Origin of the sequence: Lentzea sp. NPDC058436 (genome assembly GCF_042721515.1) — a bacterium.
Lineage (GTDB): Bacteria > Actinomycetota > Actinomycetes > Mycobacteriales > Pseudonocardiaceae > Lentzea.
The window spans coordinates 493,902-519,697 of record NZ_JBHXLF010000003.1; the positions used below are offsets into that span (position 1 = coordinate 493,902).

A 25,796-nucleotide genomic window follows, 5' to 3' on the forward strand; every position below is an offset into this window, starting at 1 on the left:
TTAAGGCAGAGTGGACGCATGGAGATCCCCGGCATGGGACTTGCCAAGCAGGCGCTCAACACCGCACTCGACACGACAGCGGCCGTCGCGGCCGTGCCCAGCCGCGTGCTGAGCCTGATCGGTGAGGTCGAACAGCTCGTCCGCAAGGTGAACGGCACGATCGACGCCGTCGACGGCATCGTGCGCAGGGCCGACGACCTGGTCGACCGCACGGCGAACGTCGTGTCGGACGCGGAGAAGGCGGTCGTCGAGGTCCGCGCGATCACGGCGAGCGCGAGCGACGTCGCCGAACGGGCGGGCCTGGTCGTCACGACAGCGGGCCGCACCGCGGACACGGCGAACGAGCTGATCGGCATCTACGAACCGATCGCGAAGCAGGCCCAGCCGCTCGCGAAGCGGTTCGTGGACGAGCTCTCACCGCACGAGGTCGAGGCCGCGATCAAGCTCGTCGACGAGCTGCCGGTGCTCACGGAGCACCTGACCAGCGACATCCTTCCGATCCTGGCGACTCTGGACAAGGTCGGACCGGAGGTCCACCAGCTGCTGGAGGTCACGAGCGACATGCGCCAGGCGATCCTCGGCATCCCCGGTTTCGGGTTCATGCGCCGCCGCGGCGAGAAAAAAGAGGAAGAAGATGGTGTGAAGGTCGTCGAGAACGGGTAACCCGGCCGCCATGACGGCCCGCACACACGACGACCAACTCACCTGGTGGCTGCTCAGCGGCGTTTTCGGCCTGCTGTCCGCGGTCAACGTCCTGCTCGCGATCACGGAACTCACGACATGGCCCTACGCGCTCGCGGCGTTACTTCTCGCCGCGAGCGCGTGGTGCGGCAGACAGGCGCTCAGACCTTCCCCGTCGTCTGCCGCGTCAGGTTCGACGCGGTTCCGAACCGGAACGCCCGCACCCGATAGGTCGCGGTTTTCTCGTCTGGGAGTGTGATCACCCCGTACGACGTGGTGTCCGGGTCGAGCTGCACGGCGACGCGGTAGTCCGCCGCGCCCGCCGGCCTGACCTCGACCAGGTAGCCGTCCTCGTCCGACGCCCTGTCCTCCCAGGTGAACAGGATCCCGTTGGCGTGCTTCACCTCGGCCTTCAGACCCGACGCCGCCGCCTCGGGTGAGGAGACCGGCGTCTTCCCGCCGCCTGCCTTGACCGGCGCGGTCCAGTCCGGCCCCTCGATCTCCGGCACGTCGTCGCCAGGGGGCAGCGCGACGTCCACAGTGGCCGAAGCGGTGCCCGTGAGCAGCCGGACCCGGTAGTAGAACTGGGTTTCCGGGATCAGGTCCGGGTGCCGGAACGTGTCCTTCGCCGGTCCGGCGAACTCCAGGACCGTGTACTCGCCGTCGGCCGTGTTCGCATACTCGACGACCTGTCCGGCCGACCCCTCCACCGGACGCCAGTGCAGCGTCACGTCGACGGGCGAGGTCAGCTCGGACGTCAGCACCGGGTCCTGCTGTTCCTGGCCGCAGGCAGCCAGGAACAGCAGTCCCACCAGGGTGAGTCGCCTGATCACTTGCGCCAGAACTTGACGTTGCTCCACACGACCGTGGCGGGGCCCTGGCCGCTCGACGTCCGGTACGCGCCGAACTTGTCGTAGAAGCTCGTACCCGAACTCGCGTAGGTGTGCGCACGCGAGCCGTTGATGTACGTGCGGTGTTCCGTGGCCGTGTTGTGCACGGTGTTCACGCGCACGGTGGCACCCACGGTCGCGCCGGTGGCGACGGTGGCGCCCCCGTGCACGGCGTAGAGACGGCCGCCGCGCTCCACGGCGAGCATCCAGAACGGTCCCGCGCTGGGTGCCTCCCGGAACGTCTGCTTGAGACTGACGCGGGTGCCGCCGAGACTCGTGATCCGGAAGCTCCCCTCGAACTGGCGCGTGCCGCCGGTGTAAGTGGCGTAACGCCGCTCGGCACGCTGGTCACCGCTCGCGGTGGAGCAGGTGAGTTGGAACGTCAGGTTGTTGACGGTGCCGCAGCCGCGTTCCTGGACGGTGAACGACGGTGAGTAGCTGGTCCACGGACCGGTTTCGACCTGGGCCTGTGCCGGGGCGACCGACACGAGCAGACCGGTTGCCAGCGCGAGCCCCGCGGCGATGCGGAGTCGTTTGGACATACCGATACCTCCTCAAAGCGTGCTGAGGACAGCACGTTTTCTCAGGGGGCGGTAGCGGGAGCGTAGCCGATAATGATCGGATGTTCGACCTCCACCGTCTGCGACTGCTCCGCGAGCTTTCCCGGAGAGGGACGCTCGCCGCCGTCGCGCAGGCGCTGAACTACAGCCCGTCGTCGGTGTCGCAGCAGCTGTCGTTGCTGGAGACCGAGGTCGGCGTGCCCCTGCTGGAGCCGGTGGGCAGGCGCGTGAAGCTCACCCCGCAGGCCGAGATCCTGGTGCGGCACACCGAGGACGTCCTCACCCGGCTGGACCAGGCAGAGTCCGAGGTCGCCGCCTCGCTGCACGAGATCACCGGCACGCTGCGGGTGGCGACGTTCCAGACGGCGGCACTGGCGCTGATCCCGGCGACGCTGGCGCGCATGAGGGACGAGCACCCGTCGCTGCGGATCGAGTTCCAGGTGCTCGACCCGGCGGAAGCGCTTTCCGCGTTGAACGCCAGGGACTTCGACCTCGTCTTCGTGGAGGAGTGGCCCGACCAGCCGGAGGCGCGGTTCTCCGGCCTGGAGTACCGGGAACTGACCCGGGACCCGATCCGGCTCGCCGTCCCGCGTGGACTGCCGGTGGACGAGATCGGCTCCTACCCGTGGATCATGGAGACCGAGGGCTTCCCGCAGCGGATCTTCAACGTGAACTGGTGCCGCCACAACGGTTTTGAGCCCGACGTGCGCTTCTCCTCGACCGATGTGCTCGTGAAGCTGCGGTTCGTGGAACGGGGTCTCGCGGTCGCGTTGCTGCCCGACCTGGTCTGGTACGACCGCGAGATCACCGTCGACCTGCACGAGCTGCCGGAACCGAGGTCCCGGCTGCTGTTCACCGCGGCACGGGCAGGGCGAGGTCAGCATCCCGCTGTGCGGGCGTTTCGCGAGGCTCTGGCGCTTTCCGTAGCGCCGCTCCGACCCCGGCCGTGATCACCAGCGCCATGCCGAGCAGCGAGACCACGCCGAGGTGCTGGCCCAGCAGCAACGCCCCTGCGAGCGCGGCGGCAGCGGGTTCGAGCGCGAGCACGACCCCGAACGTGCTGGGCTGCAACGTCTTCAGCGCGCGGATCTCCAGCGTGTACGGGATCGCGGACGCCAGCAACGCCACCAGCGTGCCGAGCAGCAGCATCTTGGGCTCGAACAACGCGGCACCCGCCGTCGACAGCCCGTACGGCAACGTCAGCGCCGCCGCGATCAGGCTCGCGCCCGCCAGCCCGCCGGTGCCGAGCCCCGCCGTCGCGAGCTTGCGCCCCGCGAGCACGTAGCAGGCCCAGAACCCGGCCGCGATCAAGGCGAGCAGCACCCCGATCAGGTCGAGCCTCGCGCCGGTGTACTCGCGCACGCCCAGGACGACGATCCCGACGAGCGCCAGCCCGACCCACACGAAGTCCCTGGGGCGCCTGCTCAGCACCGCCGCGAGCCCGAGCGGTCCCAGGAACTCGATCGTCACGGCCACGCCGAGCGGGATCCGTTCGAGCGCGAGGTAGAACGTGCCGTTCATGCCGGCCATGGTCATCCCGAGCACGAGCGTCTCCTGCCGGAACTTCGGCCGCACGACCACAGCCAGCATCAACGCCGCGATGCCGAGCCTCAGCGCCGTGGCGCCGGGCGCGCCGATCTGACCGAAGAGCTGGTTCGCGAACGCCGCGCCGAACTGCAGTGAGACGACCGAGCCGAGGACGAGGAAGACCGACATGCCGCCAGTCTTCGTGCTGCGCTCCGTTCGGTACAGCGAATGTTTATGAGCGATGTCGTTCGGTTTTTCCGACGATTTAGACTGGCCGGTGCGATGAGACGCAAACCCTCCTCCCCACTTCCGCAGCGGGCCGGCCTGGACGCGGCGCGGTTGAAGCTGCCCTCGGAAGGTCCCTGGTCGTCGTTGCGCGACCACCTCGTCGAACGGCTGCCGCGGGTCGCAGCCGAGCGCATCGACGAGATGCTGGTGGAGGAACGGATCTGGGGTGTCGCCGGCCCGCTGGGCCTCGACGCGCCGTTCGTGCCCGACTCCTACATCTGGTTCCACCGCGACCTGCCCGTCGAGGTGCCGGTGCCGTTCGAGGTCGGCGTGGTGTACCAGGACGACGACATCGTGGTCGCCGACAAGCCGCACTTCCTCGCGACGATCCCGCGCGGGCAGCACATCATGCAGACGGCACTGGTGAAGCTCCGCGACTCGCTCGGCCTGCCCGACCTCTCCCCCGCGCACCGCCTGGACCGCGTCACGGCCGGTCTCGTGCTCTTCGTGGTGCGTCGCGAGCTGCGCGGCAAGTACCAGACGATGTTCCGCGACCGGTTGGTGTACAAGGAGTACGAGGCGATCGCGCCGTACGACCCGGCGTTGGAGCTCCCGCTCGTGGTGCGGTCGCGGATCATCAAGGAACGCGGCATCATCACCGCGTTCGAGGTCGACGGCGAACCCAACGCCGAGACCCACGTGTCCCTTGTGGAGCATCGCGACGGGCTCGGCCGGTACCGGTTGAAGCCGTTGACGGGACGCACGCACCAGCTGCGGCTGCACATGTCCGGACTCGGGCTGCCGATCGTGAACGACGACTTCTACCCGGTGCTGCACGAGCGGCCGCTGGACGACTTCTCGTCACCGCTGCAACTCCTCGCCCGCGATCTGTCCTTCGTGGACCCGATGTCGGGCGTCAACAGGGAGTTCCGGTCGAAGTTGAAGCTCTCCGCCTGGTCATGAGACGTGGGTGCGGCGGCTGTCGATCGGCTGCGGCTCCCAGACCTGGTTCATCCGGTCGAGCAACCGCCGCGCCAGCGCGCTCGTCTCCGGGTGGGTCTCGGTGAACGTCGCCACCACGCGCGCACGGAACATCAACCGGCCGCGCGCCGTCGTGCTGTACCAGAACCAGTCGTCGTCGACGACCTTGGCGAGGTGGTCGGTGCCGTCCCGCTCGGCGCGTTGCACGAGCGCGTCGCCGTTCACGAACCACCGCACGCACGCGTCTTCGAGCGGAGCCGTGAAGCCGCGTTCCTCGAAGTAGGCCTGCTCCGCCGCCTCGCGCAGCTCCCTGGGCGTCTCGGAGACGGTCGCGCAGGTCGGGAACCCGATGCGGAGGTAGACGACCTCGGCCAGTCCGTCGCCGAGCGAGGCGCCCTCGAAGTCGACGAACCTGGCGCCGGCCGGGGAGTACATGTCGTTGCCGGGACACGGGTCGCCGTGCACGAGGTCGAACTTCCCGGTGTCCTCGAACACCAGCTCGTCCTCCGCGCGGCCGATCTCCACGTCCATCGCGCGCACGAACCGCAGGAACGGGACGGGATCCGGCACCTGCTGACGCGGCAGCAGTCCGGCGTGCTCCGGCCCGGTGGCCTGGTGCAGGCGGGCGAGACCGCGGGCGTAGTCGATCACCCAGTCCTCGCCGAACCTGTCGGAGCGCAGCCGTTCGAGCACCACGGTCCGCTTCTTGTGGTCCACGTCGAGGATCCGCGGCACCACACCGGTGTGCGCGGCGAGCTTCAGCGCGGTGATCTCGCGCTCGAACGCCGCCTGGTCGCCGACCACCTGCTTGACGATCCGGTCGCCGTCCGCCCACACCTTCGACCGGGCACCGCTCATGAGACGCCTCTTCACGCCTCCAGTATCGGGGTGCCCGCGAACGGGCACCCCGACCACCTCACCTCACGCGAGCGTCATCGCGTACAGCTCCACCCGCGGGTCGTTCGGCAACGTCACCGAGCGGACCGTCTTCGTGGCGTCCAGCCTCAGCGACTGGCCGAACAGCCGGACCGGCGGCCCGTCCACGCCCTGACCGGCCTTGATGCGGTGCGGCATCTCCAGCACGGTCGGCCCGCCGTTCGCCCAGTCCGGCACCGTGGCCGCGACCTCGGCCGAGGTGCCGTCGGTGTACCAGACGGTGAAGGCCGCGGACACCGGTCCGTTGTGCGACGAACCGACGACGTGCAGCCAGGAGTGCTGGCCGCCGGGCAGCAGGAGCCCCTGCCCGCGCGCCTCGACGAAGTTCGGCGCCGTGCCGGTGGGGTCGGGCGCCTGGTAGGTGATGCCACCCCACGTCACGGGTCCCTTGGCGGGCAACAGCGCCGCGTCGTAGCTCCAGCCGCCGCCGTCGAAGTTGCCGGACGCGGAGTCGGCGACCGTCGCGGTGCCGTCGTGGTTCAGCTCCGGCGTCAGGTCCACCGAGCACGTCGAGAACGCGCACAGCGCTGCCGGTTTGACCTCGATGACCGCCTTCAGCGCCACCGACTCGACCTGCACCGCGACCTCGTACGAACCGGGGGCGGTCCCGGCGGGCAACGTCAGCGTCAGCGGCACCGTCTTCTGCGTCGGCAGTGACCGCGACACGATCGCGAACGGCTTGGCGCCGCTCACCTTCCAGCCCGCCGGCACCGTCACCTGGGGCCGCACCGTGGTCGCGGCCGGCGACTGGGCCAGCACGTCGAGCTGCAACGTCAGCGACGACGCGGACTCCGAGGTCGGCACGACGATCTCGGAGTTGCGCAGCGACGCCGACAACGCCCGGCGCGAGTCGTCCTTGCCCTTGTTCAGCGACGGCGGCTCGTCCCCGCGCCCGGTGCCCCACGACGACGGCTTCGACGAGACCTCGTGGGTCAGCTTTCCGCCACGCTGCAACGACGTCCAGGACAGCCAGGTCTTGCGGACGTCACGGCCGCCGAACGACACGTTCTTGATGTACCGGTTGGTGTCCGACACACCGCGCGCCGACACGGTCAGCGTCCCGCCCTGTGAGCCGTACTGTCCGATTCGGACGGTCGCGGACTCGAACTGGGGCGAGGACAGCGCGAGGAAGTCCGCACCGTTGAAGGTCGGGTAGATGCCCAGCGACGAGAAGACGTACCAGGCCGACATCGTGCCCAGGTCGTCGTTGCCGGTCATGCCGTCGGGACCGGTGGTGAACAACGTCATCGCCGCCCGCACGACCGTCGCGGTCTTCGACGGCGTGCCCGCCCACAGGTACATGTACGGCGCGAGCAGGTCGGGCTCGTTGTTCGGGTTGTAGGTCGGCTTGCCGTAGTAGTCGTACGGCTCGGTGATCCAGTCGCGCTTCGCGGTACCGGCCGGATCGGCGAGCAGCTTGTCGTAGACGAAGAACGAGTCGAGCCGCTTCTCCGTCTCACGCCTGCCGCCCATCAGCGACACCAGCCCGGCCGGGTCCTGCGGCACGAGCCACTGGTACTGGTAGGCGCCGCCCTCGTGGAACTGGTGCGACGCGTCGACCGGGTTGTACGGCGACAGCCACGTGCCGGCGGTGGTGCGCGGCCGGAACTGGCCGATCGACGAGTCCCACAGGTTGCGGTACCACTGGCCGCGGTCCTCGAACAGGCGCGCGTCCGCCTTCTTGCCCAGCCCCTTGGCCATCAGCGCGAGGGACGCGTCGGCCGCCGAGTACTCCAGGGTCGCGGAGGCCGGGTGCACGCAGTCGTTGTCGCCGCCCTTGTGCGCGCAGTCCTTGCCGAGCTCCAGGCCGGACGGGATGTAGCCGCGGTCGGAGTAGTACTGCACGCCGGACCGGCCGTTGTACGGCGATTCGGCCGGCGGCAGCGAGGTGGCGTTGGTGCGCAACAGGTTGTAGGTCTCCTCCTCGTAGCCCTTGAGCAGTCCCTTGGACCAGGCCTCGACGAGGAACGGGGTGACCGGGTCGCCGGTCATGATGTTGGTCTCGGACGACGCCAGCGCCCAGCGGGGCAGCCAGCCGCCGTCGCGTCCACTGGCCACGACGGACAGCGCGACGTCACGGGCGACCTTCGGCTCCAGGATCTGCAGGAGCTGGTTCTGTGGTCTGTAGGTGTCCCACAGCGAGAAGTTCTGGTACGGCGTGTAGCCCGACGCCGTGCGCACCTGACCGTCGAAGCCCATGTACTTGCCGTCGACGTCACCGGCGAGGTTCGGGTGCAGCACCGAGTGGTAGAGCGCGGTGTAGAACGCGACCTGCCGGTCCCGCGGTCCGCCGGACACGCGCGCGGCGTCCAGCTGCTTCTTCCAGACGTCCTTGGCACCGGCCACGACACCGTCGAAGTCGTAGGAAGGAGCCTCCGCCGCGAGGTTCTTCCGCGCGCCCTCGATGCCCGTGTAGGACAGGCCGAGCTTCAGCACGACGTCGCGGTCAGCGGACGCGTCGAACGTGACCCAGGCACCGTTCCCGCCCGTGCCGGCCGCGTCACGGGCACCCGGCGTGGGAGCGTTCCCCCGCCACGAGCCGAACGAGGCGAACGGCCGGTCGAACGAGGCCGTGAAGTACACGGTGTGCTCGTCCTTGCCCGCGCAGAACCGGCCGTTGCGCACCCGGCCCTCGATCGTGCGGTCACCGACGACGTGGATCTCGGAGTCCAGCACCGTCTGGTTGGACTTGCCCGTGTTGAACAGGACGTTCGCCGCACCCGTCGAGGGGAACGTGTAGCGCTGCCAGCCAGTCCGCTGCGTGGCCGTGAGCTCGGCGTTCACCCCGTAGCGGGAGAGCCCGACGCGGTAGTAGCCGGGCTGCGCGGCTTCGTCCGAATGGCTGAAGTCGGACTTGTAGCCGTTGATGTCAACGTTGTCGACGGACCCGACCGTCGGCATGACCGGCAGCTCGCCCATGACGCCGCAGCCGACGCCGGACAGGTGGGTCTGCGAGAAGCCGTAGATGGAGGTGGCCTTGTAGTCGTACCCGCCCTGTCCTCCCGTGTCAGGGCTGACCTGCACCATCCCGAACGGCACCGAGGCGCCAGGGAAGGTGTTGCCGAAGTTCTGCGTCCCCACGAAGGGGTTCACCAACGCCGAAGGTTCTTCCTCCGGCTGAGCCGCTTGCGCAGGAACTGTTAACCCCAGTAACAGTCCGACTACAACCAGTGTCCGCATGGAAGGCAGTATTGTCCGTTCGTCGCCGCCCCGACACCCATCGGAGGTCGGCGATGCGCGTTTTTGGCGCGGTGTTGCTGATTCTTGTCGCATTTTGTCAACCGGTGCAGGCCGCACCGGCCCTCGACACCGTCACCACGGCGAGCGTCTACGGGTGCCTGCGCACCAACGGCGCGGGTGTGTACGACGCGACGGTGAACAAGACGTTCGTGACGTACTCGGGGACGAAGCACGACATCTACGTCAAGGCGTTCGACCACGCCGCGAACACGTGGTCGGCGGCGGTCAAGGTCGCCGCGCTGAACCTGACGCACGACAACGCCTACCACGACTACCCGGTGCTGACGCAGCTCGGCGACGGCAGGCTCGCGGTCTTCCGGGCCACGCACACGGCGTCGATGCAGCTCTACACCGCGCCCACGCCGCGTTCGATCACGGGCACGTGGACCGCGCGGACGATCAGCACGGACAAGAACACCTACCCGGAGCCGGTCGTCACCGGCAACACGATCCACCTGTTCTACAGCCACAACACGGACCTGTCGTACCCGTACCGCACCTACAAGGTCATCAAGTCGACGGACAACGGCAGGACGTGGTCGGCACCGCGCACGATCATCGACTCCGGTCGCACGGCCGACAGGTACGCCGAGGTGTACGCGTTCGGCGTGACGCACCGCAACGGCCGCGTCTACCTGACCTGGTCGCTGCACGGCGGACCGAAGGGCCACAACGGCGGCGGCAAGAACATCTACGCCGCGTACCTCGACACGGCGTCCGGCACCCTGTTCACGGTCGGCGGCGCGTCGCTCGGCACCGTGATCGACGCGTCCGACACCGACAAGACCCGTGTCGTGACGACGAACCCGACCGACCTGCCCGCAGACAAGGCGCTGCCGGAGGAGAACCCCGTCACCGTCGTGCTGAACGACGGTTCGCTCGTGCTGGGCTACGGCGTGCACACCAGCACCAGCGCCAGGATCGTGCTCTCGCGCTTCGCCGGTGGCACGTGGACCTCGACGACGGCCGACAGCTCCACGTCGTTGTTCAAGGACCTCGTCGCGACCGGCACCGGCGTGGACTTCTCCTACGCCAGCGCGGACCGCAAGCGGTTGCTGGTGAAGTCGTGGACGCCCGGCGGGTCCGTGACGACGAAGCACGACCTGGCGGTGCCGTACTCGGCCGGCGCCGACACGACGTTCTACGCGAACTTCGTGGAGAACCGGCCGAGCGACCTGGTCGCCAACACGATCGACTACGAGACCCGCAAGTCGAACCACACGGGCACGTGGCCGGTGTTCTCGATCAGGGGCTAAAGGCGGTGCGGCGGCATGGCGCCTGCGGTAAGCAGGTGTCATGCCCGTACAGCTCAACCACACCATCGTTCATTCCACCGACCAGGACCGCTCCGCCCGCTACCTCACCGACCTGCTCGGCCTGCCGGACCCCGTGCGCTTCGGCCCGTTCCTCGTCGTGGAGGTCGCGAACGGCGTCTCCCTCGACTACGTGACCGCCGCCGAGCCGATCGCCGAGCAGCACTACGCGTTCCTGGTGACCGAGGACGAGTTCGACCAGATCTTCGGCCGCATCCAGGAGCAGCGGATCGAGTACTGGGCCGACCCGTTCCACAGCAGGCCCGGCGAGATCAACCGCAACGACGGCGGGCGCGGCGTCTACTGGTCCGATCCCGACGGCCACAACCTGGAGATCATCACCCGCCCGTACGGCTCCGGCGCGTAGCGGTTCACGCATCTAAAAGGTATAGACCACCTCTTGTGCTCGGAGTGCCTTGCCTGCCACCGTGAGAGCGGTAACACAGTGTGGGCGCGCAGATGCTCTGAGGAGTTGGTCCGCATGTTCGGAACACGCGCCGCCGCCCTGATCGTCGCGCTGATCGGCGTCTTCACGCTCGCTCAGCCGGCGACGGCGGCGCCGTTCATCGTCACCGAAGCCCAGTTCAACCAGATGTTCCCGTCCCGCAACGGCTTCTACACCTACAGCGGGCTGAAGAACGCGATGAACTCGTTCGGTTCCTTCGCGAACCAGGGCTCTGACACGGTGAAGAAGCAGGAGCTGGCGGCGTTCCTCGCCAACGTCTCCCACGAGACCGGCGGGCTGGTCTACATCCGCGAGATCAACCAGACCGGCGACTACTGCGACGAAAGCCAGTCCTACGGTTGTCCCGCGGGCACCAGGGCCTACTACGGCCGTGGACCGATCCAGTTGTCGTGGAACTTCAACTACAAGGCCGCGGGCGACTACCTCGGCATCAACCTGCTGAGCAACCCGGACCAGGTGGCCACGAACGCCACCACGTCGTGGAAGACCGCGATCTGGTACTGGATGACGCAACGCGGCCCCGGCACCATGACCCCGCACAACGCGATGGTCAACTCGCGCGGCTTCGGCCAGACGATCCGCAGCATCAACGGATCCCTGGAGTGCGACGGCAAGAACCCCGGCACGGTGCAGAGCCGCGTCACGAAGTACCAGCAGTTCACCGGGATCATCAAGGTGGCGCAGGGCTCGAACCTGTACTGCTGACAGGACAGAACAGGTCTAGACCCTTGACTGGTCTGGACCACTGATGCCAACCTCAGCATGTTCACATCCTTGATTCCTCTGGATGCAACAGACTCCAGGAGTGGGTGACCTTGCTGAAAAAACGCATCTTGGCGTCTCTCGCGGCGGGTGTGATGGCGGCTTCTCTGGCCGTCATCGCACCGACCGCGTCCTCGCAAGCAGAAGTGTCCGCGCAGGCCTGCACCTTCACGGACTGGGTTCAGGGACAGTGGTACACCGCCGGTTCGATCGTGAGATTCGAAGGCGCGTACTACGTCGCTGAGCACGACAACCCCGGCTACAGCCCGACGGTCTCCACCTGGTACTGGGAGCCGACGGGGTGTGACGGCGGTGGAGGTGGCGGCGGCGGCACCTGCACCAGCGCCACCGACTGGGTCGCGGGCCGGCAGTACTACACGGGCAACATCGTGAAGTACAACGGTTCCTACTACATCGCCGAGCACGACAACCCCGGCTACGACCCGACCATCTCGACGTGGTTCTGGGAGCCGCACAACTGCGGCGGTGGCGGCGGCGGTGGGGGCAACTTCCCCATCAGCGAGTCCCAGTTCAACAGCTTGTTCTCCGGCCGCAACAGCTTCTACACCTACCAGGGCTTCGTCGACGCGGCACGCACCATCCCCGCGTTCGGCACGTCCGGCAGCGACACGGTGAAGAAGCAGGAGGTCGCGGCGTTCCTCGCGAACACCGCGCACGAGACGGGCAACTTCGTCTACATCGAAGAGATCAACAAGAACAACGACCTCTGCGATGAGAGCCAGCCCTACGGCTGTCCGGCCGGCACCTACGCCTACTACGGCCGCGGTCCGATCCAGCTGTCGTGGAACTTCAACTACAAGGCGGCGGGCGACTACCTCGGTCTGAACCTGCTGCAGAACCCGTACCAGGTGGCGCAGAACTCCACGACCGCGTGGCGGACGGCGATCTGGTACTGGATGACGCAGCGCGGCCCCGGCTCGATGACCGCGCACGACGCGATGGTCAACAGCGCCGGATTCGGCCAGACGATCCGCAGCATCAACGGATCCCTGGAGTGCGACGGCCGCAACCCGGCGCAGGTCCAGAGCCGCGTCTCGAACTACCAGCGGATCACCGGAGTCATCGGTGTGACGCCGGGCGGAAACCTGTCCTGCTAGGACACGAGCCGCACTAGGACACGAGCTGTCCTACTTCGGTCGTAGCTTCACCTCATGACCGAAGAGCTCGAAGAACTGCTGCACGAACTGAACGACCAGCGCAGGACCTTCCGCATCACGATGCGGGGTCTCACCGCGGCAGACGCGGTGAAGCGCACCACGGTCAGCGAGCTCACCCCGGGCGGGTTGGTCAACCACCTCGTCCGGGGTGAGCTCGGCTGGACCCACATCATCACCGAGCAGCCCCTGCCCCCGCCCGGAATGCTGGACGTGAGCCAGTACGTCTGGACGGGCAACGACTTCGAGGCGCTGCTCACCGAGTACGACGAGGCGGCGCGCGCGACCGATGAGGCCGTGCGCGCTGCCTCGCTCGGCAAGCTCGTCCCGTTGCCCAGCGCCCCGTGGGACCCCGATCCGCGACCGATGTCGGTCCGGCGGATCGTGCTGCACCTGATGCGGGAGACCGCGCAGCACGCGGGTCATGCCGACATCATCAGGGAAGCGCTGGACGGTCAGTCGACCACCGCGCTGCTCTAGGCGGCGAGCTGCGCCTTCACCTGCGCCAGCGACGGGTTCGTGAGCGCCGACCCGTTCGGGAAGTGGACGGTCGGCACCGTGCGGTTGCCGCCGTTCACGCTCATCACGAAGTCGGCCGCACCCGGCGTCTCCTCGATGTTGATCTCGACGTACTCGATGCCTTCGCGGTCGAGCGAACTCTTCAGGATCCGGCAATAGCCGCACCACGAGGTCGAGTAGACGGTCAGCTGGTCGGGAGCCATCAGGCGCACTCCTCGTCGGGGTCGGACGGTGTCACCGTGGTCAACACCCGGCGGGGTTCGCTTCTTCCCGCACCGGCGGGCCGCGATCGTCAGGCAAACGTCAGGTCAATTCTTCGCGCCGCGGGTGAACATGGTTCACGCGCGTCCGAAAATTCGGACGTGCAATTCGTCGTGGATTTCCGGCGACACCACCGACTATTTCAGTCACCCAATCGGCGGCCCGTCACCACGCAGGGTTTCCGATATCGTCTGAAATCCGCCGCCGCTACCGCAGTCATGATTGGAAAGGCTGACCATGCTGAAAACGGTGGCGGCTGCTGCCCTCGCGCTGTCCGCGGTACTCACCGCGCCTGCCGCCCACGCAGCACCCGATGTTCCCGATTTCGTGACGATCGACGTCGTCACCGTGAACGGTTCCGGCTGCCCCGCCGGCACCGCGGCCGTCGCCGCCGCGGACGACCGCACGGCGTTCACGGTCACGTACAGCCAGTACCTCGCGCAGGCCGGACAGGGCTCTGCCCCCACCGACTTCCGCAAGAACTGCCAGCTCAACATCAGAGTGAGCTACCCGCAGGGCTTCACGTTCGGCATCGCCCAGGCCGACTACCGCGGGTTCGCCAACCTCCAGCAGGGCGCCACCGGCACGGAGAAGGGCAACTACTACTTCCAGGGCATGTCGCAGGGCGCGAGCCGCTCCCACACGTTCACCGGCCCGAAGAGCGACAACTGGCAGGCGACCGACCGCGCCCAGGTCGCGGAAATCATCTACGCGCCCTGCGGAGAAGTCCGGCACCTGAACATCAACACCGAACTCCGCGTCAACGCGGGAACGGCGTCGAAGGCGAACAGCTTCATGACGATGGATTCCACGGACAGCAGCGTGAGCACGAAGTACCAGTTCTCCTGGAAGCGCTGCTGAGCAAGGCACCGATCACCGCCGCCCGTTCATTTCGTTGAACACCCCCGACGGAAAGGTGCCCCATGCTGAACACTCTGGCCGCGGCCGCGCTCGCGATGTCGACGATCGTCTTCCCACCCGGCGGCGCCCCCGGCGACACCCCGCCGCCGGACCACATCACCATCGACGTCGTGACCATCAACGGCTCCGGCTGCAGGGCGGGAACGGCCGCCGTGGCCGTCAGCCCGGACAACAAGGCGTTCACCGTCACCTACAGCGAGTTCATGGCACAGGTCGGCCCCCAGGCCCTGCCCACCGACTTCCGCAAGAACTGCCAGCTGAACCTGCGCGTGAACGTGCCGTCCGGCTTCACCTACGGCATCTCGTCCACCGACTACCGCGGCTTCGCGCACCTCGAACGCGGCGCCACGGCCCTGGAGAAGGCCAACTACTACTTCCAGGGCATGTCGCAGACCGAGTACAAGCAGCACAACTACAAGGGCCCGTTCAGCGACGACTGGCAGGCGACGGACACGACCGACGTGGCCGCCATCGTCTACCACCCGTGCGGTGAGAAGCGGAACTTCAACATCAACACGGAGCTGCGCGTCATGGCGGGCACGTCCGACAAGAAGCTCACGAGCTTCATCGCGATGGACTCGACCGACGGGTCCATCGAGACGACTTATCACTTTGCGTGGAAGGTCTGTCCTCCCCCGAGGCCGTAGTACCGCGCCAGGTGCCGGGCATCCCGCGAACCGGGGTGCCCGGCACGTCCTCCGGTGAGAAGATCGTCCCCGAGACGACGTCCGGGGGGACGATGGAGCTGCGCGCACTGTCCGGGGCGGACCAGGAACCGGCGTTCCACGCGGCCGTGGACGCGATCGCTGCCGTGGTGCCGAAGCCGCGCTACCAGCACGTCCCGGTGTTCCTCGACGACCTGCCGGACACCTCGGCGCGGGTGGACCTGATGCGGCTGGCCGTGCTCGTCGCGCTGGAACGGGCGGGCGGGACCGTCCACCCCGTGCCGGTGACGAACCAGTCCGGGTACCTGCCCGACCACGGGTGGCTGCTGTCGCGGGAGGAGTCGCCTCCCGCCCTCACGTTCCTCAACGACGAGACGATGCCCCGCGAGCGCACCGCGACCGTGGTCGGCGGCCAGGACGGGGCCGTCCGCGTCACGGTCGGCGAAGCGCGGTTCGCGTTCGACCCTCCGGCCGAACAGGAGTGCCGGCGACTGCTGGACGCCGGGGCACGCGGGGCGGCGCTGAGCTTCCCCGTCTTCCCCGCCGCCGGTCCGTTCCTGCTCGCGCGCGGGAACGCGCCGGACGAGATCGTGCTGTGGCGGCTCGGCCTGCCCACCGCCTGGTTCCGGCTGCCCGGCCCGGTGCTGGCCGGGACGTACGTGTCCCAGTCCCACCTGGACGCGCTGATCACGCTGGTCGAGGTCGACGGCGAGCTGCTCGTGCACGTCACCGGCGAGGGCGACACCAGCCTGGTCAAGCTGCGCACCCCGATCGACTTCGGCGTGGCCGGGCAGGACCTGTCGCCGCTCTACCTCCACGCGGTCGAGTTCTGGGACGTCGGCGTCTACTTCCGCCGCGACGGCGAGTGGTGGAACCTGCGCTGGTCGCCCGGCCACGTGCTGCTCGGACCGTCGAGTTCGAAACTCCACCAGCCCGACAGCTTTCCGTTCCACACCAAGCTCGACGGCGCCGGCATCGGGCTGCGCGGGACGGGCAGCGGTTACGGGTGGGACCGCGGTCCGGCGTGGGAGGTGACGGGCACGGACTGGGAGGACACGCTCATCCCCGTCCCGCCCGGCGAGGAGGTGCTGCACCTGACGAAGGCCGGTGGCGGGCCGGTGCTGCTGACCCGCGAAGGCTCCGTCGTCCGAGCTCGGACGCGGGACACCGCGCACACCGTCGTCGAGTTCGACGGCCCCGTGCTCCTGCACCACGGGTTGCCGTGGGTGGCGGTGCAACGGTCACCGCACCTGGTCGAGATCATCGACGTCGCGACCGGTGCGGTGCTGCACCGCCTCGACACCGCCTAGATCAGGAACCGGTACGCCGTGGACCCCGGCTCCACGGGCTGGATCCGCAGCGGCGACTCCTTCATCCGCCCCCACAGCAGGTCGTAGTCCTCCCGCCGCCCCAGCTCGATGCACACCAGCGCGGCGCCGGTCTCCCGGTTGTCCCGCTTCACGTACTCGAAGCGCACGATGTCGTCGTCCCTGCCCAGCACGTCGTCGAGGAACCGCCGCAGCGCGCCGGGCTCCTGCGGGAACTCCACCAGGAACCAGTGCTTCAGGCCGCGGTGGACCATCGACCGCTCGACGATCTCGGCGTAGCGCGACACGTCGTTGTTGCCGCCGGACAACAGGCAGACCACGGTCGAGTCCGGGGCGACGGAGATCTCCTCCAGCAGCGCCGCCGACGCCAGGGCGCCCGCGGGCTCCGCGATGATGCCGTCGATCTGGTACAGCTCCAGCATCTCCGTGCAGACCGCGCCCTCGGCGACGGTCAGCAGTTCGGCACCGGAGTCGCGCACCAGCGGGAACGTCACCTCGCCCGCGCGGCGGACCGCGGCGCCGTCGACGAACGAGTCGACCTCGGGCAGCGTCACCGGGCCACCCGCCTGCAACGCCGCGATCATGCTGGCCGCGCCCGCCGGCTCGACGCCGATGATGCGGGTGCGCGGGAAGCGCTCCTTGAACCACGTGCCGACGCCGGAGAGCAGGCCGCCGCCGCCCACGGGGACGACGACCACGTCGGGGGCGCCGCCGAGCTGCTGCACGATCTCCAGGCCGACGGTGCCCTGGCCCGCGACCGTGCGGGCGTCGTCGAAGGCGGGGACGAGGGTCGCGCCCGTCGCCTCCGCGTACTCCTTGGCGAGCGCGGCCGCGTCGTCGTACGTGTCGCCGTCGACGATCAGCTGCACCATGCCCTGGCCGAGGGCGGAGATGCGGTCGCGCTTCTGGCGCGGGGTGGTCCGCGGCACGTGCACGCGGCCCTCGATGCCCAGGCGGCGGCACGCGTAGGCGACGCCCTGGCCGTGGTTGCCCGCCGACGCGCAGACGGCGCCGCCGAACGCGAACTCGGTCTGGCAGAGCAGGTTGAACGCGCCCCGCAGCTTGTAGGAGCGGCCGACCTGGAGGTCCTCGCGCTTGAACCACACGCGGGCGCCGGTCCGCTCGGACAGCCGCTGGTTCACCTCGAGCGGCGTGGTGCGTGCGACTCCGCCGAGCCGGGCTGCGGCGGCGGACACCTCATCAGCGAAGGACATGTCAGTACATCTTCCGTGAACGACTCGGGTCTGGCACGCGTACCCCTAGAAGGAAGGGGGCGGTGCCCGTGTTTCGCCTGTTGGGCGTGCTGTCGCTGCTCATGGTGCTGTCCGCGGTTCCCGCGCACGCCCACGGAGCGCCGACCGACCCCGCGAGCAGGGCTTTCCTGTGTTCGCCAGGTCAACCCACAGCATCATCCTCGCCCTGCCGCGGCGCCATCGCGGCGGGGTTGCCGTCCAAGGAGTGGGACAACATCCGGCTGGCGAACGTGCGCGGCCAGGACACCACGAAGGTTCCGGACGGCAAGCTGTGCAGCGCGGGGCTCCCGAAGTACGCCGGGCTGGACGTGCCGTCGGCCGCCTGGCCGGTGACGAAGCTCAAGAGCACCGCGTTCACGTACAAGGCCACGATCCCGCACCAGGGCTCGTTCCGGTTCTACGTCACCCGCGACGGCTACGCGCCGGACCGGCCGCTGCGGTGGGCCGACCTCGACCAGTTCCTGAACGTGCCCTCTCCCCCGCTCGTCGGCGGCTCCTACGAGTTCAAGGTGCTGCTGCCGCAGAACCGGACCGGGCGTCATCTGATCTACACGGTCTGGCAGAACACGGACACGCCCGACACCTACTACTCGTGCACCGACGTCGAGATCGCGGCGGCCGTGAAGCCCGCACCGCAACCCGCGCCCGTCGCGGCGCCGCCGGTGAAGGCCGCGCCGCAGACCGCTCCACCGGCCACGGCGTCCTCCACCAAGCCGTCCGCGCCGAAGTCGAGCGTGCCACGACCGGTTCCTGTTGCGTCGAGCGCCGAACAACCTCCTTCCGCCGCAACGAGGTTCGGCATGGCGGCCGTGGTCGCGGCACTGGGCGGTCTCGTCGTGCTGGGCGGGTTCCTGTTGTGGCGCAGAAGAATTCTGTGAACGTACCGGTCCCCAACAGGTCTATACCATCTCTACGATGATCTTCGGGCGCGCAACCCCTGCTACACGAAGGTGTGTACCCGATGGCCCGAAAACTGTTGGCGTTACTGGCATTGCTCGCCGCCACCCTCGTCCCGGTTTCTCTCTCGGCATCCGTCACGGCACAAGCGGCGCCGTTCAAGGTGCTGGCGTTCTACAACGGCACCTGGGACGCGGCGCACATCGCGTTCGTCAAGGAGGCGAACCCCTGGCTCACCCGCGCGGGCCAGGAGAACGGCTTCACCTACGAGTCCACGACGGACTGGAACCGGCTCAACAACCTGACCCCGGCCCAGGCGCAGGTGGTGGTCTTCCTCGACGACGCGCCCACCGGGTCCGCCGCACGCGCGGGCTTCCAGCGCTACGTCGAGGCGGGCGGCGGGTTCTTCGGCTTCCACGTCAGCGCGTTCACGCAGAACGCGAACGAGTGGTCGTGGTACCACAACACGTTCCTGGCCAAGGGGAACTTCGTCAGCAACACGTGGGGCCCGACCACCGCGGTGCTGAAGGTCGAGACCCGCACCCACCCGTCGACGCTGCGCCTGCCGGAGAGGTTCACCTCGGCGGTCAGCGAGTGGTACAGCTGGGACCGCGACCTGCGGCAGAACTCGAACGTGCAGATCCTGGCGAGCGTCGACCCGTCGAGCTTCCCGCTCGGCACCGACCCGAACCAGCAGTGGCGCAGCGGCTACTACCCGATCATGTGGACGAACAAGAACTACAAGATGATCTACGCGAACTTCGGCCACAACGCCATGGACTACGCGGCGAACAAGCCGCTGTCGTCCACGTTCGCGAGCCAGACGCAGAACAACTTCCTCATCGACAGCCTGCTGTGGCTGGGCGGTGGCGGCACCCCGCCGCCGCAGGGTGAGTGGAAGACGGTCGTCAACCGCGGCAACGGCAAGTGCGTGGACGCCGCCGCGGCGGGCGTGAACAACGGCACCGTCATCCAGCAGTACGCGTGCAACGGCACCACGGCGCAGAACTTCCGCGCGGTGGCGACGACCGACGGCTACTCCCGCGTGGAGTACCGCAACGACCCGCTCAAGGTGCTGGACGTGAGCAACGTGTCCAACGCCGACAACGCCGGCATCCACCTGTGGGACTTCGGCGGCGGCACCAACCAGCAGTGGCGGGTCACGACCGGCGCCGACGGCTACTCGACGCTGACCGCGCGCCACTCCGGCAAGTGCCTCAGCGCCCCCGCCGGGAACGCCGACGGCGTGCAACTGGTCCAGGCGACGTGCAACGGCTCCGCGGCGCAGAGCTTCAGGATCGGCTAGCGGGACGTTCGTGAGCGGTTCCGGTCAGGCGGCCGGAACCGCTCACGACCACGCGCTCCCCCGGAACCGGTTCGGTCTCGGGCTGCGCGCCCAGGAACCCGTACATGTCGTTGAGCTGGTGCAGCGTCTGCACCGCGTCCCGCCACACCGGGCACGGCCACGCGCGGTGCTGCCCGTACCAGGTGCGGCACGACTTGCACCGGTGCCGCTCGTTCGGCTCGTGCATCCGCAGCAGACCCCGCCACCACGGCAGGGCGTCACGGAGCTGTTCGCGCAGTTCGAAGACCTCGTGGGGCGAGTCGGACCGCGCGAGCTGGTCCATGGTCTTGTAGACGACGTCGATCACCGACCGGTGAAACGAGTCCTGTCGTTCAGCAAGCGCCATGTCCGGATGTCCTCCGTGAAGTTGAGACAGGCACGGCGTGAGTCTATGTTGGCCAGTGGAGGGCTTTCAACTGGTGAAAATCCACGCACCCGCTCGGCCCTTTCCACGAGTGGAGACGCTCACCGCGCAACCGGGGGGATCAGGCGATGGGGGAACGCTCCCTGGCGGACAGGCTCAACCACCTCTTCGCCAGGTACACGTCCCGTTCCGGCCAGGAGTTCAGCAACGAACAGGTCGCCGCGGCGATCGCCGACACGGGCGTCACCATCTCCCAGAGCTACATCTGGCAGCTGCGCAAGGCCAAGAAGGACAACCCGACGTTCAAGCACCTGCAGGCCCTGGCAGGCTTCTTCGGTGTGCCCGTGAGCTACTTCTTCGACGACGAGGTCACCGACCGGGTCGACGAGCAGCTGAAGTCGTTGCAGGACGAGCAGTCGCGCCTCAACGAGATCGCCGCGGGCAGCGACGCGCAGCTGATGGCCATGCGCGCGGGGGAGCTGTCGCCGGACCGCCGCCGCCTGGTCATGGAACTGCTCGACGTGGTCTACCGACAGGAACAGGCCGAGCGCGGTGAAGGATGACTCGTGGCAGAACGAGATTTGCGCAAGCGGTGCCGCCGCCTGCTGAACGAGCTGGACATCCAGCCCCCGCTCGACGTCTCCGAACTCTGCCGCCGCGTCGGTGACCAGCGCGGCAAGCCCATCCGGCTGATCGCGCACCCGATCCCGGTGCCCGGCCCGTACGGCGTGTGGATCGCCACCGCCAAGGCCGACTACATCCTGTACCAGCAGGAGACGTCGAAGGCGCACCAGAACCACATCATCCTGCACGAGCTGGGCCACCTGCTGGCCGGTCACACCAGCGACGAGCAGGACGACGGCCTGCTCACGGGCCTGTACCCGGATCTCGAACCCGACGCGGTGCGGCGCGCCCTGCGGCGCACGTCCTACGACTCCGAGCACGAGCGCGAGGCCGAGACGGTCGCGACGATCATCCTCGAATGGGCGTCGGTGCTCGACAAGGTCGCGCCACGGGCCTCGGAGGGTCCCGCGCGCCGCATGTCCTCGTCTCTCGCCGACCGGCTGGGGTGGTTGTAGGTGGAGTACCTCAAGGAGACCCAGGGCATCGTCGCGTTCTCGGCGCTGGCGGTCGTGCTGTACCTGCTGGTCCGCAGGCCCCGCGACCCGCGCCTGCGGTCGGTGACGCTCCTGGTGGCGGGCTGGGCGGTCGGCTACCCGTTCGGGCGCGCGGCGTCGGCCGGGCGGTGGTTGTTCGGGCTCGACCCGATGGTCTGCCAGCTGATCCAGCACTCGATGCTGCAGGTCGGCGTGTACGGGCTGATCTGCTTCTTCATCTTCTCCGCGCTGGACGACGCGCGGGCGAAGCGGCAGGCGTTGCTCCAACTGGCGCCGTTGGTGCTGTGCATCAGCGTCATGACGTGGGCGGTGCTTGCGATCCCGGACGACCTTCGCGTGGCGGCGGCGCGCGTGCCGAACTCGCTCGGCGGCGGCCCGACCGGGATCCTCGCGATCACGGTGTTCTACGCGCTGGGCAACGGCTACCTGCTCTACGGCTTCGCGACGATGTTCGTGTGGGCCCGCCGCTACGCCCGCGAGGCCGAACCCCGCCTGCGCCGCGGCCTGCTGATCACCTCGACGGGCCTCGCGCTGCTGGTGCCCGCCGACGCGATCTTCGTGTCCTCGAACATCTCGCGCTACTTCGGCGAGCCGCTCCCCCGCTGGCTGCTGACCACCGCCGTGTGGTTCCTGCTGCCGGGCGTGCTGCTGGCCGTCATCGGCGTGATCTACCCGATCGCGGCGATGCGGTTCGCGGCGAGCGGCCTGTGGCTGCGGCACCTGCGCGCCTACCACCGGCTCGCCCCGCTGTGGACGTTGCTGCACCAGTCGTTCCCCGAGGACGCGCTGCACCGCGTGCCGTCCCGCCGTGACGCGCTCTCGTTGCGGGGCGTGCACCGGCGCTACTACCGGCGGGTGATCGAGTGCCGGGACGGGCTGGTGCGGATCAGCCCGTACGTCGCGGAGACGCCTGAGGAGCTGCCGCTGGCCGAACGGCTGCGGACCGGGCTGGAGACGCGCAGGTCGGGTGCGGTGACGATGCGGTTGCCGATCGCGCTGGCCATCCCCGAGGACGACGGGATGGACGCCGACGTGCGCGAACTCGAAAAGCTCGCGGTGTCCCTGCGCTGAGCTAGGCGGTGTCGGGCCGATCCGTCCGCGATAGCCGCGCCCGAGGGGATCTGTGACGGCACCGCCGCAACTTCCGAATACGCCCGGTATGAGGAAGCTGCGGCGGCACCGTCACAGATCCGCTCGGACGTGACTCTCATCGAACGGATCGGCCCGACACCGCCTATGGTCCATTCGTGGACCTGCCCGTGATGCCGCCGGTGAAGCCGATGCTCGCGAAGTCCGTCCCCTCGTTGCCGCGCGGGGACGGGCTGGCGTACGAGCCCAAGTGGGACGGCTTCCGCTGCATCGTGTTCCGCGACGGCGACGAGGTCGAGCTGGGGTCGCGCAACGACAAGCCGCTCACCCGGTACTTCCCCGAGGTCGTGGAACTGCTGAAGCAGGCGCTGCCGCCGCGGTGCGTCGTGGACGGTGAGATCGTGCTGGTCACGCCGGACGGTCTGAGCTTCGACACCCTGCAGCTCCGCCTGCACCCCGCCGCGTCGCGGGTCAGGAAGCTCTCCGTCGAGACGCCGGCGAGCTTCGTGGCGTTCGACCTGCTGGCGCTGGGCGACTCCGACGTCACCGGGCTGACGCTGGCCGAACGGCGGTCGATGCTGGAGAAGGCCGTCACCGAGGTGCCGGGCATCTACCTGACGCCGTCCACGACGGATCCCGAGGTCGCCCAGGACTGGTTCACGCGGTTCGAGGGCGCGGGCTTCGACGGCGTCGTGGTGAAGGCGCTGGACGGTGTCTACGAGCCCGACAAGCGCGTGATGTGGAAGGTGAAGCACGAGCGGACCGCCGACTGCGTGGTCGCGGGCTACCGGCTGCACAAGGACGGCGAGACCGTCGGGTCGCTGGTGCTCGGGCTCTACCAGGACGGCGAGCTGCACAACGTGGGCGTGGCCAGCAGCTTCACGGCGGCGCGGCGGCGGGAGCTGGTCGACGAGCTCGCGCCGTTGCTCAGTCCCGCCGAACACCCGTGGAGCGCGTGGGCGACGTACTCGGGTCCCGGCATGAACAGCCGGTGGAACCCTGAGAAGCAGCTTCAGATCGTGCTGCTGGAGCCTTCGAGGGTGGCCGAGGTGCGGTACGAGCACGTGCAGGGCGGGCGGTTCCGGCACACCGCGCGGCTGGTGCGGTTCCGTTCCGACAAAGAGCCCTCGGAGTGCACGTACGAGCAACTAGAAGAGGTGCCGCCCGCCGAGCTGGACGCCCTGTTCGGTGAAGCCGAGCGCAGGCGCACAATCGAACAGTGAAGGTGATCAAGCGGGACGGCACGCACGAGATCGAGATCCAGCGGTCGCGGTTCCTGTGCCACGTCGCCCGCGTCGCCTCCGACGCCGAGGCCTCCGAGTTCTTCGCGCGGATCCGCAAGGAGCACTGGCAGGCCTCGCACAACTGCACGGCGTTCCGGACAGCGGACACCCAGCGCTCCTCCGACGACGGCGAACCCGCCGGGACGGCCGGCGTGCCGATGCTGGAGGTTTTGACCAGGCGCGACCTGGTCGACACCGCCGTCGTCGTCACGCGCTACTACGGCGGGATCAAGCTGGGCGCCGGTGGACTGGTCCGCGCCTACGGACGGGCCGTGTCTGAGGCGATCGACGCTCTGGGCACTCTCTCGCGCGAACGGCATGAGAGCGTGCTTCTGGCCGTGGACCACGATCAGGCGGGAAAGCTGGAGAACGCGTTGCGCGCGGCCGGGCACCACGTCGCGGACACCGACTACGGTCATGACGTCACCTTCACCGTTCTCACGAAGGACCCGGAGGCGTTCGAGGTCTGGCTCGCCGCTCAGACGGGCGGCGCTGTCACCGCCATCAGGGGCGAGCCCGTGGACCTCGACAGCTAGAACTTCGTGGCCCAGTTCAGGGCGTAGTCGGCGACCTCTTCCCAGCCCTGCACGCCCAGGACGAAGTGCGGCCGGTTCGGGAACTCCTTGATCTCGGTGAGCGCGGGACCCTTGTAGCGGCGGGCGTTCTCGCGGTTCATCGACGCGGGCACGACGTTGTCGCCCTCGCTCGCGATGAACAGCAGCGGCGCGCGGTCCGGGTTCTTCAGGTCGACCTTGGTCGCGTTGTGCGTGGTGAAGTTCGCGGTCGCGGCCTGCCAGAGCGGGCGTCCGGGCGCGGTGATGGCGAACTGCTGCCGCAGCGCCTCGGCCTCGTCCTTCGGAAGCGTGTTGGTGAAGGCGAAGTGCCACTCCTCCGGCGAGAGCTCGACGTTGCTCTTCACGTTGGCCGGGTTCTTCAGCACCGGGAATGCGGCCTTGAGCGCCGAGAACGGCAGGCCCAGCGTGCCCTTGGCGGGCGCCGAGTGGATCGCGACACCGGCCTTGCCGAGGCCCCTGTCGAGGAGCTTCTGCGTGATCAGGCCGCCGAACGAGTGGCCCATGATGATCGCGTCCTCCGCGTGGTTGTCGCGGATGAACTTCTCGACGTGGTCGGTGATCTCGACGACGCCCAGGCCGTTCGCGACCTCCGGGTGCGCCCGCATCTCGGCGACCTCGCCGTAGCCGGGCCAGGTCGGCGTGAGCACCTCGTGGCCGGCCGCCTCGAACCGCTCGGCGACGTTCTTCCAGCTCGCGGGGGTCAGCCACAGTCCGTGAACCAGCACGATCTTCGACATTTCCGTCTCCCTCTGTCGTGGAGAACGCTCGTTCTCCGGCATGAGTGATAAGGTAGAGAACGAGCGTTCTCCAGCACAAGAGGTGAATCGAGTGACCGCCACCACACAGGGCGACAGTGAGGCCCGCGAGAGGGTTCTGGAAGCCGCCGACCGGCTCTTTTACGCGAAGAGCGCGCATGCGGTCGGCATGGACGAGCTGCGCACCGAGGCGGGCGTCTCGCTGAAGAGGCTCTACTCGCTCTTCGACGGCAAGGACGCGCTGGTCGAGGAGGTGCTGCGCCGGCGGGAGGAGGCCATCACCGCCGCGACCATGACGTACGTGCTGCGCGCGTCGACGCCGGAGGAGCAGATCCTCGCGGTCTTCGACTGGATGGCGGACTCGTCGGGGACGACCGACTTCCGCGGGTGCGCGTTCATCAACTCCTACGCGGAGCTGGGGCCGTCCTCGGAGCGCGTGACGGCGGTGGTGCGCCACCAGAAGTCCGGTGTGCGGGGCGCGATCGCGGCGATGGTCGCGGCGACCGGGCGGCCGGAGTGGGTGGCGGACTCGATCTTCCTGCTGTTCGAGGGGGCGATGACGAACACGGCGATCACGGTGTCGTCCGAACCCGCCCGGCAGGCACAGGTGGCGGCGCGCTTCCTGCTGGAGAAGACAGCCTGAAGCGCGCCGCGTTTTACCCGT

Annotated in this window: 28 protein-coding genes; 19 read left to right on the plus strand and 9 right to left on the minus strand. The window is 68.5% G+C overall.

Translation table 11 applies throughout. The features are described 5' to 3' along the window. The first annotated feature begins 18 nt into the window (after positions 1 to 18). Complete coding sequence (locus tag ACFWN2_RS16070) at positions 19 to 663, plus strand: hypothetical protein (RefSeq protein ID WP_382428198.1); 645 nt, start codon at positions 19 to 21, stop codon at positions 661 to 663. 179 nt (positions 664 to 842) lie between these two features. Here ACFWN2_RS16070 and ACFWN2_RS16075 read toward each other — a convergent pair whose 3' ends face one another. Both ACFWN2_RS16075 and ACFWN2_RS16080 read right to left on the minus strand, forming a co-directional pair. Beyond that, positions 843 to 1,514, minus strand: coding sequence for a fibronectin type III domain-containing protein (locus ACFWN2_RS16075; protein ID WP_382428200.1), 672 nt, complete (start codon positions 1,512 to 1,514; stop codon positions 843 to 845). Beyond that, complete coding sequence (locus tag ACFWN2_RS16080; RefSeq protein WP_382428202.1) at positions 1,511 to 2,113, minus strand: hypothetical protein; 603 nt, start codon at positions 2,111 to 2,113, stop codon at positions 1,511 to 1,513. The genes ACFWN2_RS16075 and ACFWN2_RS16080 overlap by 4 nt, the downstream gene beginning before the upstream one ends. 80 nt (positions 2,114 to 2,193) lie before the next feature. Here ACFWN2_RS16080 and ACFWN2_RS16085 point away from each other — a divergent pair, with 80 nt between their 5' ends. Beyond that, positions 2,194 to 3,081: a LysR family transcriptional regulator gene (locus ACFWN2_RS16085; protein ID WP_382428204.1), complete on the plus strand. Its 888-nt coding sequence runs from the start codon at positions 2,194 to 2,196 to the stop codon at positions 3,079 to 3,081. On the opposite strand, the gene ACFWN2_RS16090 is transcribed toward ACFWN2_RS16085, so the two are convergent. Next, entirely contained in the window at positions 2,984 to 3,847 is an 864-nt protein-coding gene (locus ACFWN2_RS16090; RefSeq protein ID WP_382428206.1) for a DMT family transporter, read from the minus strand. The genes ACFWN2_RS16085 and ACFWN2_RS16090 overlap by 98 nt on opposite strands. Before the next feature lie 93 nt (positions 3,848 to 3,940). Here ACFWN2_RS16090 and ACFWN2_RS16095 point away from each other — a divergent pair, with 93 nt between their 5' ends. Continuing rightward, complete coding sequence (locus ACFWN2_RS16095; protein WP_382428208.1) at positions 3,941 to 4,849, plus strand: RluA family pseudouridine synthase; 909 nt, start codon at positions 3,941 to 3,943, stop codon at positions 4,847 to 4,849. Here ACFWN2_RS16095 and ACFWN2_RS16100 read toward each other — a convergent pair. Further along, a complete protein-coding gene (locus tag ACFWN2_RS16100; protein ID WP_382428210.1) occupies positions 4,844 to 5,740 on the minus strand; it encodes a phosphotransferase family protein in 897 nt (298 codons plus the stop codon). The two genes, ACFWN2_RS16095 and ACFWN2_RS16100, sit on opposite strands and share 6 nt — an antisense overlap. A gap of 48 nt (positions 5,741 to 5,788) precedes the next feature. Beyond that, on the minus strand, positions 5,789 to 8,995 hold the full coding sequence (locus ACFWN2_RS16105) for a GH92 family glycosyl hydrolase (protein ID WP_382428736.1): 3,207 nt from the start codon (positions 8,993 to 8,995) through the stop codon (positions 5,789 to 5,791). 92 nt (positions 8,996 to 9,087) lie between these two features. Here ACFWN2_RS16105 and ACFWN2_RS16110 point away from each other — a divergent pair, with 92 nt between their 5' ends. The 5 genes from ACFWN2_RS16110 (at position 9,088) to ACFWN2_RS16130 (ending at position 13,239) form a co-directional block, all read left to right on the plus strand. Then, positions 9,088 to 10,299 carry a BNR-4 repeat-containing protein gene (locus tag ACFWN2_RS16110; RefSeq protein ID WP_382428212.1) on the plus strand — a complete coding sequence of 404 codons (1,212 nt, stop codon included), beginning with the start codon at positions 9,088 to 9,090 and terminating at the stop codon, positions 10,297 to 10,299. Between the two features lie 40 nt (positions 10,300 to 10,339). Then, positions 10,340 to 10,723 carry a VOC family protein gene (locus tag ACFWN2_RS16115; RefSeq protein WP_382428214.1) on the plus strand — a complete coding sequence of 128 codons (384 nt, stop codon included), beginning with the start codon at positions 10,340 to 10,342 and terminating at the stop codon, positions 10,721 to 10,723. A gap of 114 nt (positions 10,724 to 10,837) precedes the next feature. Beyond that, the gene (locus tag ACFWN2_RS16120) at positions 10,838 to 11,527 is read left to right on the plus strand and encodes a chitinase (RefSeq protein WP_382428216.1); all 690 of its coding nucleotides are present in this window, start codon (positions 10,838 to 10,840) and stop codon (positions 11,525 to 11,527) included. Between the two features lie 152 nt (positions 11,528 to 11,679). Beyond that, positions 11,680 to 12,702, plus strand: a complete 1,023-nt coding sequence (locus tag ACFWN2_RS16125) for a glycoside hydrolase family 19 protein (protein ID WP_382428218.1) — start codon at positions 11,680 to 11,682, stop codon at positions 12,700 to 12,702. 54 nt (positions 12,703 to 12,756) lie between these two features. Next, positions 12,757 to 13,239, plus strand: coding sequence for a DinB family protein (locus ACFWN2_RS16130; RefSeq protein ID WP_382428220.1), 483 nt, complete (start codon positions 12,757 to 12,759; stop codon positions 13,237 to 13,239). On the opposite strand, the gene ACFWN2_RS16135 is transcribed toward ACFWN2_RS16130, so the two are convergent. Then, the gene (locus ACFWN2_RS16135) at positions 13,236 to 13,481 is read right to left on the minus strand and encodes a mycoredoxin (RefSeq protein ID WP_382428221.1); all 246 of its coding nucleotides are present in this window, start codon (positions 13,479 to 13,481) and stop codon (positions 13,236 to 13,238) included. The genes ACFWN2_RS16130 and ACFWN2_RS16135 overlap by 4 nt on opposite strands. Positions 13,482 to 13,776: 295 nt before the next feature. On the opposite strand from ACFWN2_RS16135, the gene ACFWN2_RS16140 reads away from it, so the two are divergent. The 3 genes from ACFWN2_RS16140 to ACFWN2_RS16150 all read left to right on the plus strand — a co-directional run bounded on the left by ACFWN2_RS16140 (position 13,777) and on the right by ACFWN2_RS16150 (position 16,435). After that, positions 13,777 to 14,400, plus strand: a complete 624-nt coding sequence (locus ACFWN2_RS16140) for a DUF4360 domain-containing protein (protein ID WP_382428223.1) — start codon at positions 13,777 to 13,779, stop codon at positions 14,398 to 14,400. 62 nt (positions 14,401 to 14,462) lie between these two features. Beyond that, positions 14,463 to 15,107 (plus strand): DUF4360 domain-containing protein, encoded by a 645-nt coding sequence (locus ACFWN2_RS16145; RefSeq protein ID WP_382428225.1) that lies wholly within the window; start codon positions 14,463 to 14,465, stop codon positions 15,105 to 15,107. Continuing rightward, positions 15,077 to 16,435, plus strand: coding sequence for a hypothetical protein (locus tag ACFWN2_RS16150; protein ID WP_382428227.1), 1,359 nt, complete (start codon positions 15,077 to 15,079; stop codon positions 16,433 to 16,435). The genes ACFWN2_RS16145 and ACFWN2_RS16150 overlap by 31 nt, the downstream gene beginning before the upstream one ends. Here ACFWN2_RS16150 and ilvA read toward each other — a convergent pair. After that, a complete protein-coding gene (ilvA, locus tag ACFWN2_RS16155) occupies positions 16,432 to 17,667 on the minus strand; it encodes a threonine ammonia-lyase IlvA (protein ID WP_382428229.1) in 1,236 nt (411 codons plus the stop codon). The two genes, ACFWN2_RS16150 and ilvA, sit on opposite strands and share 4 nt — an antisense overlap. A gap of 62 nt (positions 17,668 to 17,729) precedes the next feature. On the opposite strand from ilvA, the gene ACFWN2_RS16160 reads away from it, so the two are divergent. Together ACFWN2_RS16160 and ACFWN2_RS16165 are read left to right on the plus strand one after the other, a co-directional pair. Next, positions 17,730 to 18,584: a lytic polysaccharide monooxygenase gene (locus ACFWN2_RS16160; RefSeq protein WP_382428231.1), complete on the plus strand. Its 855-nt coding sequence runs from the start codon at positions 17,730 to 17,732 to the stop codon at positions 18,582 to 18,584. Between the two features lie 83 nt (positions 18,585 to 18,667). Beyond that, positions 18,668 to 19,909, plus strand: coding sequence for a ThuA domain-containing protein (locus ACFWN2_RS16165; RefSeq protein WP_382428233.1), 1,242 nt, complete (start codon positions 18,668 to 18,670; stop codon positions 19,907 to 19,909). On the opposite strand, the gene ACFWN2_RS16170 is transcribed toward ACFWN2_RS16165, so the two are convergent. Next, positions 19,896 to 20,294, minus strand: coding sequence for a hypothetical protein (locus ACFWN2_RS16170; RefSeq protein ID WP_382428235.1), 399 nt, complete (start codon positions 20,292 to 20,294; stop codon positions 19,896 to 19,898). The genes ACFWN2_RS16165 and ACFWN2_RS16170 overlap by 14 nt on opposite strands. A gap of 146 nt (positions 20,295 to 20,440) precedes the next feature. Here ACFWN2_RS16170 and ACFWN2_RS16175 point away from each other — a divergent pair, with 146 nt between their 5' ends. From ACFWN2_RS16175 to ACFWN2_RS16195, 5 genes are all read left to right on the plus strand, one after another. Further along, entirely contained in the window at positions 20,441 to 20,875 is a 435-nt protein-coding gene (locus tag ACFWN2_RS16175; protein WP_382428237.1) for an XRE family transcriptional regulator, read from the plus strand. Between the two features lie 3 nt (positions 20,876 to 20,878). Continuing rightward, complete coding sequence (locus ACFWN2_RS16180; RefSeq protein ID WP_089919210.1) at positions 20,879 to 21,391, plus strand: ImmA/IrrE family metallo-endopeptidase; 513 nt, start codon at positions 20,879 to 20,881, stop codon at positions 21,389 to 21,391. Beyond that, on the plus strand, positions 21,392 to 22,501 hold the full coding sequence (locus ACFWN2_RS16185) for an MAB_1171c family putative transporter (RefSeq protein ID WP_382428239.1): 1,110 nt from the start codon (positions 21,392 to 21,394) through the stop codon (positions 22,499 to 22,501). 176 nt (positions 22,502 to 22,677) lie between these two features. Beyond that, entirely contained in the window at positions 22,678 to 23,742 is a 1,065-nt protein-coding gene (locus tag ACFWN2_RS16190; protein ID WP_382428241.1) for an ATP-dependent DNA ligase, read from the plus strand. Continuing rightward, positions 23,739 to 24,338, plus strand: coding sequence for a YigZ family protein (locus tag ACFWN2_RS16195; protein WP_382428243.1), 600 nt, complete (start codon positions 23,739 to 23,741; stop codon positions 24,336 to 24,338). Before ACFWN2_RS16190 ends, ACFWN2_RS16195 begins: the two co-directional genes overlap by 4 nt. On the opposite strand, the gene ACFWN2_RS16200 is transcribed toward ACFWN2_RS16195, so the two are convergent. Further along, a complete protein-coding gene (locus ACFWN2_RS16200) occupies positions 24,335 to 25,114 on the minus strand; it encodes an alpha/beta hydrolase (protein ID WP_382428244.1) in 780 nt (259 codons plus the stop codon). The two genes, ACFWN2_RS16195 and ACFWN2_RS16200, sit on opposite strands and share 4 nt — an antisense overlap. Before the next feature lie 91 nt (positions 25,115 to 25,205). On the opposite strand from ACFWN2_RS16200, the gene ACFWN2_RS16205 reads away from it, so the two are divergent. Next, positions 25,206 to 25,775 (plus strand): TetR/AcrR family transcriptional regulator, encoded by a 570-nt coding sequence (locus tag ACFWN2_RS16205; protein ID WP_382428246.1) that lies wholly within the window; start codon positions 25,206 to 25,208, stop codon positions 25,773 to 25,775. Positions 25,776 to 25,796 lie beyond the last annotated feature (21 nt).

Coding starts and splice junctions, on each gene's coding strand:
- ACFWN2_RS16200 (WP_382428244.1), bottom strand. CDS start 25,114: ATGTCGAAGATCGTGCTGGTTCACGGACTGTGGCTGACCCCCGCGAGC.
- ACFWN2_RS16140 (WP_382428223.1), top strand. CDS start 13,777: ATGCTGAAAACGGTGGCGGCTGCTGCCCTCGCGCTGTCCGCGGTACTC.
- ACFWN2_RS16175 (WP_382428237.1), top strand. CDS start 20,441: ATGGGGGAACGCTCCCTGGCGGACAGGCTCAACCACCTCTTCGCCAGG.
- ACFWN2_RS16130 (WP_382428220.1), top strand. CDS start 12,757: ATGACCGAAGAGCTCGAAGAACTGCTGCACGAACTGAACGACCAGCGC.
- ACFWN2_RS16125 (WP_382428218.1), top strand. CDS start 11,680: ATGGCGGCTTCTCTGGCCGTCATCGCACCGACCGCGTCCTCGCAAGCA.
- ACFWN2_RS16095 (WP_382428208.1), top strand. CDS start 3,941: ATGAGACGCAAACCCTCCTCCCCACTTCCGCAGCGGGCCGGCCTGGAC.
- ACFWN2_RS16170 (WP_382428235.1), bottom strand. CDS start 20,294: ATGGCGCTTGCTGAACGACAGGACTCGTTTCACCGGTCGGTGATCGAC.
- ACFWN2_RS16080 (WP_382428202.1), bottom strand. CDS start 2,113: ATGTCCAAACGACTCCGCATCGCCGCGGGGCTCGCGCTGGCAACCGGT.
- ACFWN2_RS16165 (WP_382428233.1), top strand. CDS start 18,668: ATGGCCCGAAAACTGTTGGCGTTACTGGCATTGCTCGCCGCCACCCTC.
- ACFWN2_RS16070 (WP_382428198.1), top strand. CDS start 19: ATGGAGATCCCCGGCATGGGACTTGCCAAGCAGGCGCTCAACACCGCA.
- ACFWN2_RS16115 (WP_382428214.1), top strand. CDS start 10,340: ATGCCCGTACAGCTCAACCACACCATCGTTCATTCCACCGACCAGGAC.
- ACFWN2_RS16135 (WP_382428221.1), bottom strand. CDS start 13,481: ATGGCTCCCGACCAGCTGACCGTCTACTCGACCTCGTGGTGCGGCTAT.
- ilvA (WP_382428229.1), bottom strand. CDS start 17,667: ATGTCCTTCGCTGATGAGGTGTCCGCCGCCGCAGCCCGGCTCGGCGGA.
- ACFWN2_RS16145 (WP_382428225.1), top strand. CDS start 14,463: ATGCTGAACACTCTGGCCGCGGCCGCGCTCGCGATGTCGACGATCGTC.
- ACFWN2_RS16120 (WP_382428216.1), top strand. CDS start 10,838: ATGTTCGGAACACGCGCCGCCGCCCTGATCGTCGCGCTGATCGGCGTC.
- ACFWN2_RS16090 (WP_382428206.1), bottom strand. CDS start 3,847: ATGTCGGTCTTCCTCGTCCTCGGCTCGGTCGTCTCACTGCAGTTCGGC.
- ACFWN2_RS16085 (WP_382428204.1), top strand. CDS start 2,194: ATGTTCGACCTCCACCGTCTGCGACTGCTCCGCGAGCTTTCCCGGAGA.